Source organism: Bradyrhizobium huanghuaihaiense (assembly GCF_025200885.1).
Taxonomy (GTDB): domain Bacteria; phylum Pseudomonadota; class Alphaproteobacteria; order Rhizobiales; family Xanthobacteraceae; genus Bradyrhizobium; species Bradyrhizobium huanghuaihaiense.
In genome coordinates this window covers 1,203,849-1,218,768 of the sequence record NZ_CP104172.1, presented here as the reverse complement: position 1 = coordinate 1,218,768, position 14,920 = coordinate 1,203,849, and the positions used below count along the sequence as shown (strand labels likewise).

The following is a 14,920-nucleotide window of genomic DNA, read 5'->3' as shown; positions in this document are numbered from 1 at the left end:
AGGAGAACAGCAGCATGAATCGGCAGATGGTACTGGTCGGCTTCCTCCAGGCGCAGAACTGCACGAACTTGCCGAGCTCGTGGCGGCATCCGGACTCGCGCTCGGACTCGATGTCGGCGGACTATTACCAGGAGATCGCAAAAATCCTCGAAGCCGGCAAATTCCACATGGCGTTCTTCGACGATCGCCTAGCGATGCCGGACCGCTACGGCAACGATCACGCCCACACCGTCGAATACGGCATCCGCTGCGTGAAGATGGACCCGCTGATCGTGCTGACCACGATGGGCATGGTCACCGAGAGGCTTGGCCTTGGCGCGACCTGCTCGACCACCTATTACGAGCCGTTCGACGTCGCCCGCCGCTTCGCGACGCTTGACCTGATGTCGGGCGGGCGCGCGGGCTGGAACGTCGTCACCTCGCTCAACGACGGCGAGGCACTCAACATGGGGCGCGACTCCCATCCCGAACATGATTCCCGCTACGACAAGGCCGACGAGTTCATGGAGGTGGTGCTCGGCCATTGGGATACGTGGGAGGACGGCGCGATCATCATGGACAAGACAAGCGGCCGCTTTGCCGATCCCAGCAAGGTGAAGCGGCTCGATCACAAGGGAGCGTCCTTCAAGTCCCGCGGGCCGTTCACCGTGCCGCGCTCGCAACAAGGCCACCCCGTGATCATCCAGGCCGGCGCCTCCGGCCGTGGCCAGCGCTTTGCCGGCCGCTGGGGTGAGGTGATCTTCACCGCCGCGCGCAACCTCGCCGCCGCCAAGGAAGGCTATGGGGCCGTACGCAACGAGGCCGCGAAGGCCGGCCGCGATCCCGACCAGATGTTTCTCTGCAATTTGACGACGCCGGTCTGCGCCGCGACCAAGGCCGAAGCCGAGGACAAGATGGCGCTGATCAACAAGCTGCCGCTTGAGATCGACGCACTGTCGCTGCTCGCCGAAGCCCTCAATTACGATTTTGCGTCGAAGGATCTCGACGAGCCGCTGACGACGGAAGAATTGAAGAGCATGCAGGGCATCCTGGGCATTCGCGACGGCGTCCTGAAGAATTCGGGCAAGAGCAATCCGAGCGCGCGCGACTTCGTCACCTTCTCCGGCCGTGGCCAGGTGCATGACGCCATGGTCGGCGGCCCCAAGGAGATCGCGGACAGACTGGAAGAGATGTTCGTCGAGCGCGGCTGTGACGGCTTTGTCATCGCCGCGACCTATGTGCCAGGCTCCTACGCCGATTTCGTACAGCATGTCGTGCCGGAGCTGCAGCGGCGCGGACTGTTCCAGAAGGACTATCGCGGCAAGACGCTGCGGGAAAATCTCGGGCTTAAGCGACCGGCCGCCGGCGCCTGGAAGGTGCAGCCGCGCGATGCCGCGGAATAACGGGAGGATCCAACATGCGCTGGCTGAAATTCACCGCCGCGGGCAAGACCTCCTGGGGGATCGTCGAGGGCGACAAGGTGGTCGCCGTTGACGGCGATCCATTCGGCGAATGGCAGCGCAGCTCGCGCACGCATCCGCTTGGCGAGGTCAAGATAGAGCTGCCGCTGATCCCGCGCACCTTCTATTGCGTCGGCCTGAATTACCTCAAACACCTGAAGGAAGCCGCCGACAAGCGCGGCGAGGTGCCGGCCGTGCCCGACCGTCCCGAGATCGGCTATCGCGCGCAGAACGCGCTGATCGCGCATGACGAGGAGGTCGTGATCCCGTCATTGGCGACGGACAAGATCCATTATGAAGGCGAGCTCGTCGTCGTCATCGGGAAGAAGGTGAAGCACCTCACCAAAGAGAACGCGATGGACTGCGTGTTCGGCTACACCATCGGCAACGACGTCAGCGAGCGCAGCTGGCAGAAGGCGGACCGCAGCCTGTGGCGCTCGAAGAACGCCGACACCTTCAAGCCGATGGGCCCGTGGATCGAGACCGAGGCCAATCTTGCGAAGATGCAGACGATCGTCCGAGTCAACGGCAAGGAGACCAACCGCTTCTACACCAACGACATGATCTTCGGCGTGGTGCCGTTCCTGGTCGAGCTGACCAAGTATTTCACGCTGTGGCCCGGCGACGTGATCTGGATGGGCACCGACGGTGCCTCGCCCGACATCACGCATGGCGATGTCGTGGAGATCGACATCACGGGCATCGGGACACTGCGCAACAGATTTGTGCGGGAGCAGCGGTGACAAAGGTGCCGTAGGGTGGGCAAAGCGGAAGCGTGCCCACCAACCTTCGCAAATCGAGCGAGATGGTGGGCACGGCGCAGGCGCGCCTTTGCCCACCCTACGGCACCTTCCTCAAAACGGCAGCGCCACACTGGTCTTGATCTCCTTCAGCACCACGTTGCTGCGGACGTAGCGGATGCCGGGAATGCGGAACATGAACTCGTCGAGAAAGCGGTTATAGGCCGCCATGTCCTGCACGACGACGCGCAAATGATAGTCGGCATCGCCCGTGGTCGCGAAACATTCCAGCACCTCGCGGCGCGTCGTCACCCTGGCCACGAACTCGTCCACGAATTTCGCATCGTGCCGCTCCAGCGAGACGTGGAGGATGGCGGACATCGCAAAGCCCGCCTGCTCGCGCGCGACCAGCGCCGCATAGCCCTGGATGACGCCGCTCTCCTCCAGCGCCCGCACCCGGCGCCAGCAGGCCGAGGTGGACATGCCGACCTCGTCGGCGAGCTGCTGGTTGGTGGCGCGCCCGTCCCTCTGCAGATGGGCGAGTATTCGTATGTCCTGTTCTTCGATCATGGCGACCTCTCAAGTCGGGAGCATCTACCAAATTTGATGACACCACGCAAAATTCTACCGAATTTGTGATCCATGCGGGATAAATAGGCAAGACCTACCAGCTGTCCAGGCATAACCTTCCATCATCAGGGGGTTGCCGCGAGGTCCGCCATGGACGCCATTCCGTCACTCGACAGTTACGATCTCTCCGACCGCTACGATCGCGAGGAGGGCCGCATCTTCCTCACGGGCACGCAGGCCATCGTCCGCATCGCGCTCGATCAGGCGAGGCGAGACCGGGCGAACGGCCTCAACACCGCGGGCTTCATCTCCGGCTATCGCGGCTCGCCGCTCGGCGGCGTCGATCTCGAACTGTGGCGCATCCAGGAATGGCTCAAGCGAGACCGCATCGAATTCCTCCCGGCCGTGAACGAGGATCTCGCGGCGACTGCCGTGCTCGGCTCGCAGCAGGTCGAAACGCAAGCAGACCGCGAGGTCGATGGCGTGTTCGGGCTCTGGTACGGCAAGGGGCCCGGCGTCGATCGCTCCGGCGACGCGCTCAAGCACGGCAACGCCTACGGCTCCTCGCCGCACGGCGGCGTGCTGGTGGTCGCCGGCGACGACCATGGCTGCGTGTCGTCGTCGATGCCGCACCAGTCCGATGTCGCCTTCATGAGCTGGTTCATGCCGACGCTGCACCCGGCCGATGTCGGCGAATATCTGGCGTTCGGCGAATATGGCTACGCGCTCAGCCGCTTCTCCGGCATGTGGGTCGGCTTCAAGGCGATCTCGGAGATCGTGGAATCCGGCGCATCCGTCGCGTTGCGCCCGCCGCGCCTCTTCCGCACGCCCGACTTCACGCCGCCGCCCGGCGGCCTGCACTATCGCTGGCCCGATTTGCCGGGCCCGCAGATCGAGGAGCGGCTGGAGGCGAAGAAGCACGCGGTCTATGCCTTTGCAAAAGCCAATCCGATCGATCGTCACATCTATGACATCCCTGGCGCCACCTACGGCATCGTCACGACAGGCAAGGCGCATCTCGACCTGATGGAAGCGCTGCGGCTGATGGGCCTCGATGAAGCCGCCTGCCGCAGCATCGGCATCGACGTCTACAAGGTCGGCATGGTCTGGCCGCTGGCGTTGCATGACGCCATGGATTTCGTGAAGGGCAAGCGCGAGATCCTCGTGGTCGAGGAAAAGCGCGGCATCATCGAGAGCCAGTTCAAGGAATATTTTTACGACTATCCCGGCAGCAAGCCCGAGCGCATGGTCGGCAAGCACGACGAAACCGGCGCAAGGCTGATCTCCTGGATCGGCGAATTGTCGCCGCGCGCGCTCGCGAGCGTGCTCGCGCGGCGGCTCGACCCGATGTTTCCGGGCCTCAATCTCGCCGCACGCGCAGCCGCCTTGATGCCGGAGGCCGCGCGCGCGATCAACGTCAGCGGCGCAACGCGCACGCCCTATTTCTGCTCGGGATGCCCGCACAACACGTCGACGAAGGTGCCCGAGGGATCGAAGGCGTTGGCTGGCATCGGCTGCCACTTCATGGCGAGCTGGATGGACCGCGAGACCTCGTCGCTGATCCAGATGGGCGGCGAGGGCGTGAACTGGGCGGCCTCGTCACGCTTCACCGGCCACAAGCACGTGTTCCAGAATCTCGGCGAAGGCACCTATTATCATTCGGGCTCGATGGCGATCCGGCAGGCGATCGCCGCCAAGGCCAACATCACCTACAAGATCCTGTTCAACGACGCGGTGGCGATGACCGGCGGCCAGCCGGTCGACGGTCCGGTCAGCGTGCATGCCATCGCGCACAGCGTCCGCGCCGAAGGCGTTGAGCGCATCGCGCTCGTGTCGGACGATCCCGGGCATTTCAACCCGGCGGACCTGCCCAGCGACGTGACCATTCACCCCCGCAAGGAGATGGACACCGTGCAGCGCGAGCTGCGTGACGTCTCCGGCGTATCCGTCCTGATCTATCAACAGACCTGCGCCACCGAAAAGCGGCGGCGGCGCAAACGCGGGCAGATGGCCGATCCAAAACGCTTCGCCTACATCAACGACCTCGTCTGCGAAGGCTGCGGCGACTGCTCGGTCGAATCCAACTGCCTCAGCGTCGAGCCGAAGGAGACGCCATTCGGCCGCAAGCGGCAGATCAACCTGTCGGCGTGCAACAAGGATTTTTCCTGCCTCAACGGTTTCTGCCCGAGTTTTGTGACCGTCGAAGGCGCGACGCGGCGGAAGAAGAGCGCGAGCCAGATCGACGCGGCCGGCCGCGCCGCCACGCTTGCTTTGCCCGCGCCCGCCACGCTTGACCGGCCCTACGACCTGCTGGTGACCGGCGTCGGCGGCACCGGCGTGATCACGGTCGGCGCGCTGATCGGCATGGCCGCGCATCTCCAACGCTTCGGCGTCTCGGTGCTGGACTTCACCGGCTTTGCGCAGAAGTTCGGCCCGGTGCTGAGCTATATCCGCCTCGCCGCCTCACCGGAAGCGCTGCATCAGGTCCGCATCGACCAGGGCGCGGCCGACGCGCTGATCGGCTGCGACCTCGTCGTCAGCTCCTCGCCAAAGGCATCCGGCACCTACCGCCGCGGCACGCGCGCCGCCGTCAACACCGCGGAGATGCCGACCGGCGACGTCGTCCGCTTCCGCGACGCCGATCTCGCCTCGCCTGCCCGCCTGCGCGCAATCCGGCAGGTCGTCGGCGACGGCAATCTCGACACGATCAACGCCAACGCTTTGGCCGAACGGCTGCTCGGCGATGCCGTCTACGCCAACATCATCATGCTGGGCTTTGCCTGGCAGCACGGCCTTATCCCCGTCTCGCTGCCGGCGCTGCTGCGCGCGATCGAGCTGAACGGCGTCGCGGTCGACCGCAACAAGCAGGCCTTTGCCTGGGGCCGGATCGCCGCGGCCGATCCGGCCTTTCTGCCGGAGGCGGGCGAAGCACCCAGAGCCGAGACACTCGACCAGCTCATTGCCCGGCGCGCCGAATTCCTCACGGCCTATCAGAACGAGGCCTATGCGGCGCGCTACCAAGCGATCGTCGCAAGAGTCCGCAATGCCGAAACCGGCCTGAACGGCGAGGCGCTGACCGAGGCGGTCGCACGCGCGCTGTTCAAGCTGATGGCCTACAAGGACGAGTACGAGGTGGCGCGGCTGCACATGCAAAGCGGCTTCCTCGACGAGCTGAAGCGCGAGTTCGAGGACGGTTTTAGCGTCCAGTACCATCTGGCCCCACCGTTCCTGTCCTCCCAACGCGACGCCCGCGGCCGCCCGCGCAAGCGTGCCTTCGGCCAGTGGATCCAGACGCCGCTCGCCGTGCTCTCGCGATTGAAGGGATTGCGTGGGACGCCGTTCGATCCGTTCGGCTACGCCGCGGAACGGCGCGCCGAGCGAGAGCTGATCGCCTGGTATGAAGGCCTGATCGAACGCATGCTCGGCAAGCTCGACGCGACGCATCTGTCCGATCTCGTCGCGATCGCCAAAGGCCCGACGAATATCCGCGGCTACGGACCGGTGAAGGACGCCGCGATCGTGAAGGTGAAGGCCGAGATCGAACGGCGGTTCGTTGAACTCGACACATCCTCGCCGGCGAGGAAGCACGCCACCGGTTGACGCGGCACCGGCGAGGCTTCAGCCTCTGAACCTGAGGGGCGCCCCGCTGGCCCCCTGCAATCGGGTGACGCATCATGGATTTCGACCAGTTGACACTGACCGGGGCCGCGGCCGCCCTCGGCGCCGGGACAATCACGAGCACCGCACTCACCCGGGAAGCCCTGGCTCGCGCCAAGGCCAACGCCGAGCTCAATGCCTTCGTCACGCTGGACGAAGCAGGTGCCTTGAAAGCCGCCGCGGCGTTCGACGCGACGGGTGATAAGGCAAAACCGCTCGGCGGCGTGCCCATCGTGATCAAGGACAATATCGAGGTGGCCGGGCTGCCCTGCAGTGCCGGCACTCCCGCGCTCATGAATTACATTCCGAAGGCTGATGCGCCTGTTGTGGCAAAGCTGCGCGCCGCGGGCGCGATCATCATCGGCAAGACCAGCATGCACGAGCTCGCCTTCGGCATCTCCGGCTACAACACCGCGTTCAAGACCGGCACCGAGTTCGGCGTGCGCAACGCCTATGATCGCGCCCTGATCGCCGGCGGCTCCTCGTCGGGTACGGGCGCGGCGATCGGCGCGCGGATCGTGGCGGGCGGGCTCGGCACCGACACCGGCGGATCGGTGCGGGTGCCCGCTGCCCTGAACGGATGTGCCTCGCTGCGCCCGACCGTCGGCCGTTATCCGCAGGCTGGCATCGCGCCGATCTCGCACACCCGCGATACCGCAGGCCCGATGGCCGCAACCATGGCCGACGTCGCGCTGCTCGATCGCGTCATCGCGGGCGGCGACGCGATTGCGCCGGCTGATCTGACGCAGGTCCGCATCGGCATCACCAAGGCGATGCTGGCCAATCTCGATGCCGACACCGACGCCGCCTTTCAGGCGGCCGTCGCGAAAGTGAAGGTGCAGGGCGTCACGGTCGTCGAGATCGAGATACCGAAACTGGCAGAGCTCAACGGACAGGTCAGCTTTCCCGTCGCGCTGTACGAGGCCTATGACGATCTGGTCGCCTATCTCGCACACACCGGCACCGGCCTCAGCATCGAGGCAGTGGCGGAGGCAATCGCCAGCGCCGACGTCAAGGGCACCTATGATGGCCTCGTGATCCCACGCAAACTGCCCGCTCCCGATGGCTCGCTGGTTGACGCCAGGCCGATCTACGACGCCGCGATCAAGACCGCACGGCCGGCGCTTCAGGCGCTGTACGGCAAGACTTTTGCCGACAACCGGCTCGACGCCATCGCCTTCCCGACCACGCCGCGCGTTGCGATTCCCTCCAATCCGGAGTCCAGCAGCCTCGAGAATTTCGGGCTGTTCATTGACAATACCGATCCCGGCAGCAACGCGGGGATTCCCGGCATCCAGATCCCGATCGCGCTCGGCGACAGCAGCAAATTGCCGATCGGACTTGAGCTCGACGGCCCGGCCGGAAGCGATCGCCGCCTGCTCGCGATCGGCATGGCGCTCGACGGCGTGTTCGGTCGGCTGCCGCCGCCGACCTCCTGAAGCATGGTCCGGAACCGTGAGGCGCGGGCTTTCGAACGCCTAGCCGGCGGGACAGGATGACGATCGCGGCCCCGATCCCGGTATTTCGATCGGCGTGGGCGCACCTTCCTTGTCGCCGTCGAACACGATCAGGACGCGCAGTCCGGTTGACGTCTTGTCCAGCGGCAGGAGCCCCTCAGGCTTTCGCTTCGGGTCAAACGGCAATTCCTTCAACAGCTCGACCGAGTCAGATGCGCCGTCCCACGCGAAAACGGCATAGGCCCCGGGCCCGTCCGCAACCGGACCTGTCAGGACGAGAATACGCTCGCCAAATGGCGCGAGATCGCGCACGCCACGCCCGTCGCCGAGCGAAAGCCGGTGCAGGCGATGGTCCGAACTTTTTCCGTTGCCAAACAGGGTAGCCACCTCGACCGACAGAACGAGGGCGCAGTTGCCGTTCAGCACGGGGCCCCGGAATCCCGCGAGCAGCGTCCGATCGTCCTTGATCGCCACGCCTTCGATCGTCAGGCCGTTGGTCTCCAGCCGCAGATCCATGAAGGGGAGAAGAGCAGGCTCGCTCGCAATGATGTCCCTCAGTCTCGGCGTAGGCTGAACGTCCGAGGCATTGCCGTCTTCGCCGGTCGTGCGGAACCGGACGATCTGGCTGCTTGCGGCGATCTTCGCCTGAATCTTGGCGGCATCTGTCGTGGGATTCAGCTTGTGATCCTTGTCCCGCGGATGCCCATGCGAGCCGATGACGTAATAGAAGCCGTTGGAGAAGGCCACGCCTTCCCCATCAAGCTCGAGCGCCTTGTCCTTGAATGTGTTCTTGATCAGATTGACCGAACTGCCGGCAATGAGCTTGCCGTCGGTCAGTTGGACGAATTGGGCATCCTGGATGTTGTCGTCGATGACCAGGCACGAACGGGGGAAGCCGTCCGGCTTGGTGCAGGCGATGCCACTGACATCCTCGGACTTGTCTCCGTCCTTGCCGAGCAGCTTGTTCTTGACCGGCCATGCGTCGTCGGCAGCGCCGCGGCCAGGCTCCGCGACGCCGGCCGCCACGAGGCCGAGGAGCAAAGCTGCAATCCACCCCGTTCTCGCGATGGTCATCGGCGCCTCCTTCGGATCAGCGGCGGTTGGTCGGATATCGTCAGGTCATCCAGCTTGCACCGCAATGGTCGCCGCCAATGCCTTGCGGAGCTCTGTGGCAATCGAGCGCTGCCGGCGCACCGTCTTTCGATGTGACTGGAAGCGGAAGGACCGGAAAGCGGGCTCGAATGAAACGTCGCGTCGAACAAACAGGATTCAGCCGCACCGCAGCGGCTTCAAATTTCTATATCTTAGGTTGTATTTTTCCAGATACCCCGGCGATGTCAACTCATAACTTTCCGGCGGCCGTACACCTGCGGCATAACGACTTCACGAATACGGGTTGATCAGCTTCTGCTGCTCGGCGCTGTGATGCACGAGCAGGTCGATGAAGGTTCTGACCTTCGCCGACAGATGGTGGCGGTGCGGATACACCGCGTTCATGGACAGCTCGACCGTCCGATATTCCGGCAACAGGCGCACGAGACGGCCGGCCTCGAGGTCGTCCTGAATGAGAAACCCCGCCATCAGGCAGACGGCAGCGCCCCCCAGCGCGACCTTCCGCAGCGCTTCTCCGCTGTTGGTGACGAAGCTGCCGGAGACGCGCACCGACGCCGGCGTACCCTTGCGATCGAGGAAACGCCATTCATCGCCAAACGGATAGTTCAGGTGACGACCGCAATTATGCGTGGCGAGCTCGTCGAGCTTCTGCACCCGGCCGTGCTTCTCGATGTAATCGTGGGAACAGCACAGCACGTGACGCCAGGTGGCGAGGCTCCGCACGATCAGGCTCGAATCCGGCGGCGGGGTCATGCGCAGGGCAACGTCATAGCCTTCCTCGATGAGATCGACATCGGCCTCGCCCATGCGCAGATCGATCTTGAGCTCCGGATAGGCCGGCAGGAGCTTTGCCACCACCGGCGTCACGAACGGCACCATATGGGTGGCGACGTGAATGCGCAGCGTGCCGCGAGGCACCGACTGCAATTCGCCCGCGATGTCGTCGGCCTGTTCGATGTCGGCGAGGATCTGGACGCAGCGGTCGTAATAGGCCTTGCCGATCTCGGTGAGGTTGACCTTGCGCGTGGTGCGGTGAAGCAGCCTCACCCCGAGCCGGTCTTCCAGGGCCTGGACGTGATTGCTCACCATGGTGGTCGACATGTTGAGCTTGCGGGCTGCTGCGGAGAAGCCGCCGGTCTCGACCACCCGGCTGAACACTTCGAGGCTGGTCAATCGATCCATGGCCGCGTGATTATCCGCTTCTGATCGACAATCGCGGGAAATTCGCCCCGGATCATCCGTTCGCACACATAGCTCGTCCCCCTGCAGCTTCGCCTGTAAGAGGACGCACGCATCAGCAGCAATCGCGCGACAGAGGCGGCAATCGCTCTGGGGCAGTCGCGGCCCTGGCCCGGTAGACATGCGAACCAAGGCGACGGCTCCGATTATCCACCTCTAATGGATAATCCTTCCAGAATTTACCTAATTATCAGCGGAGCCGGCAAGACCGATAGTCTCAGCGAGCCGACAGGAGATCGCAATGTCCGAGATGCCCCGCACCGAGACCTTCCAGCAAGCAACTGAAATCACTCGCGATTACGCCAAGGCGCCGCCGGCTGTCGCGGCCCGGAGCATGGTCCGGCGCGCGGCTCTGGTGCTCGCCCTCCTCGCAGGCACGGCAACCATGGTCTACTACGGACACGATTACTGGACCTACGGCCGCTATCTCGAGACCACGGACGATGCCTATGTGAAGGCGGACTCCACGATCATCGCGCCAAAGGTCTCCGGCTACATCGCCAAGGTGCTGGTCGGCGACAACGAGAAGGTCAAGGCGGGCCAGCTCCTCGCAAAGATCGACGACCGCGACTTCAAGGCGGCGCTCGACCAAGCCCGAGCCGACGTCGCCGCTGGCGAAGCCTCGGTGCGCAACATCGATGCTCAGCTCGAGCTGCAGCAGCCGGTCATCGAACAGAGCACCGCCGACGTCGCGGCTGCGGACGCCAATCTGAAATTCGCGCAAGAAGAGCGCGCCCGCTACGACGACCTCATGAAGTCGGGCTCCGGCACGATCCAGCGCGCACAGCAGACCGACGCGGCGCTACGCGCCAGCAACGCGCAATTGCAGCACGCAAAGTCCGGCCTCGTGGCCGCGCAGCGCAAGGTCGACGTGCTCACCACCCAGCGCGCCCAGGCTACCGCGCAGCTCGAACGCGCCCGCGCGGTCGCGCAGCAGGCGGCGTTGAACCTGTCCTATACCGAGATCACCGCGCCGGTGGACGGCACCGTCGGCGCCCGCAGCTTGCGCGTCGGCCAGTATGTGCAGGCCGGCACGCAATTGATGGCGGTGGTGCCGCTCGATGCGGTCTATGTCGTCGCGAACTTCAAGGAGACGCAGCTGACGCATGTGCGGCCAGGCCAGCCGGTCGAGCTGCACGTCGACAGTTTTCGTAATCGCACGCTGCACGGCCACGTCGACAGTCTTTCGCCGGCCAGCGGACTCGAATTCGCGCTGCTGCCCCCCGACAACGCCACCGGCAACTTCACCAAGATCGTGCAGCGCGTACCTGTAAAGATCGTGCTCGACGACCACAGCCTCACCGGCCTGCTGCGGCCCGGCATGTCGGCGGTACCGACCGTCGACACCAAGGCGACGGTGCTGGCCGAACGCGAGACGGCCAAGCGCCTCGCCGACAACGCGACGCGGCCGAACGGCAGCTGAAGGCAGGAAGGCGCCGGATTGTCAAATCCTGCCGGATGATCCTTCCAGAACTTCCTCGATTATCGAAACCACCCGTCTGACGCATCCTGTCTCCGTACCCGAGACGAGGCTTCCATGAGCACGCTCCAACCGACCGTCAACGCTGCGTCCGCCGCCACCATCTCCGCCCCTGTTGCGCCAACGACGTCGGCGGTTTCTGCAAAAACCTGGATCGCGGTGATCGGCGCCACGCTCGGCGCCTTCATGGCCGTGTTGAACATCCAGATCGTCAACGCCTCGCTCGCCGATATCCAGGGTGCGATCGGCGCCGGCATCGACGACGGCGGCTGGATCTCGACCTCCTATCTGATCGCCGAGATCGTGGTGATCCCGCTGTCGGGCTGGCTGGCGCAGGTGTTCTCGATCCGCACCTATCTGCTCACCAATGCGGTCCTGTTCCTGCTTCTGTCGGCCGCCTGCGCGCTGGCGCAGGACCTGCCGCAGATGATCGTGCTGCGCGCGGTGCAGGGATTTACCGGCGGCGTGCTGATCCCGATGGCCTTCACGCTGATCATCACGCTGCTGCCGCGCGGCAAGCAGCCGGTCGGTCTCGCACTGTTCGCGCTGTCGGCGACGTTCGCGCCCGCGATCGGCCCCACCATCGGCGGCTATCTCACCGAGAATTTCGGCTGGCAGTACATCTTCTACGTCAACCTCGTGCCCGGCGCGATCATGGTCGGCATGCTCTGGTACGCGCTCGAGGCAAAGCCCATGAAGCTCGCGCTGCTGCGCGAAGGCGACTGGGCCGGCATCATCACCATGGCGATCGGCCTCTCCGCGCTCCAGACCGTGCTGGAAGAAGGCAACAAGGACGACTGGTTCGGCTCGCCTTTCATCGTCAAGCTGTCGGTGATCGCAGCCGTGGCGCTGGCCGCCTTCCTGGTCATCGAGCTCACCGTGAAGAAGCCGCTGCTCAACCTGCGTCTGCTGGTGCGCCGCAATTTCGGCTTCGGCATGCTGGCAAACTTCCTGCTGGGCATCGCGCTGTACGGCTCGGTGTTCATCATGCCGCAATATCTGGCGCGGATTCAGGGCTACAATGCCGAGCAGATCGGCATGGTGCTGGCCTGGACCGGGCTGCCGCAGCTCCTGCTGATCCCGCTGGTGCCGCGCCTGATGCAGAAGTTCGACGCGCGGATCATCATCGGCATCGGCTTCGTGCTGTTCGCGGCCTCGAACTTCATGAACATCTATATGACCAACGACTACGCCGCCGACCAGCTGTTGTGGCCCAACGTCGTTCGCGCCATCGGCCAGGCGCTGGTGATGGCACCGTTGTCGGCCGTGGCAACCGCCGGCATCGAAGCCGAGAATGCAGGTTCCGCCTCCGGCCTGTTCAACATGATGCGCAATCTCGGCGGCGCCGTCGGCATCGCGCTGCTCCAGACCGTCTTGACCAAGCGCGAGCAATATCACTCCAACGTGCTGATGCAGTCGGTCTCGGTGTTCGAGCAGGCCACCCGCACGCGGCTGGAACAGCTGACGCAATATTTCGTCAATCATGGCGTTCTCGACCGTGCGGATGCCTCGCACCGCGCCTATGTTGCGATCGGCCATATCGTGCAGAAGCAGGCCTATATCTTCGCCTTCAGCGACACCTTCTATCTGCTCGGCATGGCGCTGATCGTCGCTCTGATCGCCGTATTCTTCCTGAAGAAGCCCGGCCAGACTTCAGCTGGCGGAGCCCATTGATCCCAACCGAAGAAGCAAGGAGAACGACCATGAAGCCCCGCATGAACTACTACCAGGCCGCGCCCGATACGATCAAAGCGCTGCTGGCGCTGGAAGAGCAAATCCAGTCGACGGGCCTGGAGAAATCGCTGATCGAGCTGGTCAAGATCCGGGCCTCGCAGATCAACGGCTGCGCCTTCTGCATCAACATGCACACCGAGGACGCCCGCAAGCGCGGCGAAACCGAGCAGCGCATCTACCTGCTCAACGCCTGGCGCGAGTCCCCGCTTTATTCCGACCGCGAGCGCGCCGCGCTGGCCTGGACCGAAGCCGTGACGCTGATCTCAGAGACGCACGCGCCTGATGACATCTACGAACAGGTTCGCGCGCAGTTCTCCGACGCGGACACGGTGAACCTGACCATGCTGATCGGGGCGATCAATGCCTGGAACAGGATCGCGATCGCGTTCCGCGCCGTGCATCCGGTGAAGGTGAAGGCGTCGGTGGCGTGAGCTAACCACAACGACGGTCTTGTAGGGTGGGCAAAGCGAAGCGTGCCCACCTCTTCTCTAATTCATGGAAAGATGGTGGGCACGGCGCAAGTGCGCCTTTGCCCACCCTACGGCAGCTGCGTACGCCGCTTAAACCGCCGTCGCCTTGGCGAACTCCACATAGATCTCACGCAGCCGCGTCGCCATCGGGCCGGGCTTGCCATCGCCAATCTTCTTGCCGTCGACTGCGATCACCGGCTGCACGAACGAGGACGCGCTGGTGATGAACGCTTCCTTGGCGGCGAGCGCCTCGGCGACGGTGAAGGAACGCTCCTCGACGCGGAGCTGGCGCTCCTCGGCAAGCGCAATCACGGCCTTGCGGGTGCAGCCCGGCAGGATGGCGTTGGAGTTCTGGCGGGTGACAATGACGTCGTCCTTGGTCAGGATGAACGCCGTGGACGAGCCGCCCTCGGTCACATAGCCGTCCTGCAGCATCCAGGCTTCGCCCGCGCCGGCTTCGGCCGCAGCCTGCTTCGCCAGCACCTGCGCCAGCAGCGCGACGCTCTTGATGTCGCGGCGCTCCCAGCGGATGTCGGGCACCGTGATCACGTTGATGCCGGTCTTTGCCACGGGCGCGTTGATGATGTCCTTCTCCGAGGTGAACATCACCAGGCTCGACTTGACGTCACCCTTCGGGAAGGGGAAGTCGCGGCCCTTGTCGGCGCCACGCGTGACCTGGAGGTAGACGAGGCCGTTCTCGACCTTGTTGCGCGCGATCAGCTCCTTCTGCAGCTCGGTGATGCGCTCGACCGTCTCCGGTAGTTTCAACTTGATCTCGCCGACCGACCGCTCCAGCCGCGCCAGATGCGAGGCATTGTCGACCAGCTTGCCGTCCAGCACGGCCGAGACCTCGTAGATGCCGTCGGCGAACAGGAAGCCGCGGTCGAGCACCGAGATCTTGGCTTCCGAGAGCGGGACGAATGAGCCGTTGACATAGGCGAGCGGGTCCAAGGCAGGTCTCCTGGGAGGGGAAGGGGGATCGGCGCGCTTATACGCCAGTTGGGGGCGTCGATCACCCCTC

At 64.5% G+C, this 14,920-nt stretch carries 11 protein-coding genes; 7 read left to right on the top strand and 4 right to left on the bottom strand.

What is annotated here, in order from left to right; translation table 11 throughout:
* The first annotated feature begins 14 nt into the window (after positions 1–14).
* Together N2603_RS05715 and N2603_RS05710 are read left to right on the top strand one after the other, a co-directional pair.
* Positions 15–1,382: an LLM class flavin-dependent oxidoreductase gene (locus N2603_RS05715; RefSeq protein WP_260388008.1), complete on the top strand. Its 1,368-nt coding sequence runs from the start codon at positions 15–17 to the stop codon at positions 1,380–1,382.
* A 14-nt stretch (positions 1,383–1,396) separates the two neighbouring features.
* Entirely contained in the window at positions 1,397–2,182 is a 786-nt protein-coding gene (locus N2603_RS05710; protein WP_260388007.1) for a fumarylacetoacetate hydrolase family protein, read from the top strand.
* A 111-nt stretch (positions 2,183–2,293) separates the two neighbouring features.
* Here N2603_RS05710 and N2603_RS05705 read toward each other — a convergent pair whose 3' ends face one another.
* Entirely contained in the window at positions 2,294–2,749 is a 456-nt protein-coding gene (locus N2603_RS05705) for an Lrp/AsnC family transcriptional regulator (protein ID WP_018648476.1), read from the bottom strand.
* Between the two features lie 150 nt (positions 2,750–2,899).
* Here N2603_RS05705 and N2603_RS05700 point away from each other — a divergent pair, with 150 nt between their 5' ends.
* Together N2603_RS05700 and iaaH are read left to right on the top strand one after the other, a co-directional pair.
* A complete protein-coding gene (locus tag N2603_RS05700) occupies positions 2,900–6,349 on the top strand; it encodes an indolepyruvate ferredoxin oxidoreductase family protein (RefSeq protein ID WP_260388006.1) in 3,450 nt (1,149 codons plus the stop codon).
* Positions 6,350–6,423: 74 nt separating this feature from the next.
* Positions 6,424–7,845 carry an indoleacetamide hydrolase gene (gene iaaH / locus N2603_RS05695; protein ID WP_260388005.1) on the top strand — a complete coding sequence of 474 codons (1,422 nt, stop codon included), beginning with the start codon at positions 6,424–6,426 and terminating at the stop codon, positions 7,843–7,845.
* A 39-nt stretch (positions 7,846–7,884) separates the two neighbouring features.
* Here iaaH and N2603_RS05690 read toward each other — a convergent pair whose 3' ends face one another.
* Both N2603_RS05690 and N2603_RS05685 read right to left on the bottom strand, forming a co-directional pair.
* Entirely contained in the window at positions 7,885–8,937 is a 1,053-nt protein-coding gene (locus N2603_RS05690; RefSeq protein ID WP_260388004.1) for a DUF3616 domain-containing protein, read from the bottom strand.
* Positions 8,938–9,246: 309 nt separating this feature from the next.
* Positions 9,247–10,158, bottom strand: coding sequence for a LysR family transcriptional regulator (locus tag N2603_RS05685; protein ID WP_260388003.1), 912 nt, complete (start codon positions 10,156–10,158; stop codon positions 9,247–9,249).
* A 298-nt stretch (positions 10,159–10,456) separates the two neighbouring features.
* Between N2603_RS05685 and N2603_RS05680 the strand changes: the two genes are divergently transcribed.
* The 3 genes from N2603_RS05680 to N2603_RS05670 all read left to right on the top strand — a co-directional run bounded on the left by N2603_RS05680 (position 10,457) and on the right by N2603_RS05670 (position 13,860).
* Positions 10,457–11,638: an HlyD family secretion protein gene (locus N2603_RS05680; protein ID WP_260388002.1), complete on the top strand. Its 1,182-nt coding sequence runs from the start codon at positions 10,457–10,459 to the stop codon at positions 11,636–11,638.
* A gap of 114 nt (positions 11,639–11,752) precedes the next feature.
* A complete protein-coding gene (locus N2603_RS05675) occupies positions 11,753–13,369 on the top strand; it encodes an MDR family MFS transporter (RefSeq protein ID WP_260388001.1) in 1,617 nt (538 codons plus the stop codon).
* Between the two features lie 29 nt (positions 13,370–13,398).
* Positions 13,399–13,860 carry a carboxymuconolactone decarboxylase family protein gene (locus N2603_RS05670; RefSeq protein ID WP_260388000.1) on the top strand — a complete coding sequence of 154 codons (462 nt, stop codon included), beginning with the start codon at positions 13,399–13,401 and terminating at the stop codon, positions 13,858–13,860.
* 129 nt (positions 13,861–13,989) lie between these two features.
* Here the strand turns inward: N2603_RS05670 and N2603_RS05665 are convergent, their stop codons facing one another.
* Positions 13,990–14,850, bottom strand: a complete 861-nt coding sequence (locus N2603_RS05665; protein ID WP_260387999.1) for a D-amino-acid transaminase — start codon at positions 14,848–14,850, stop codon at positions 13,990–13,992.
* Positions 14,851–14,920 lie beyond the last annotated feature (70 nt).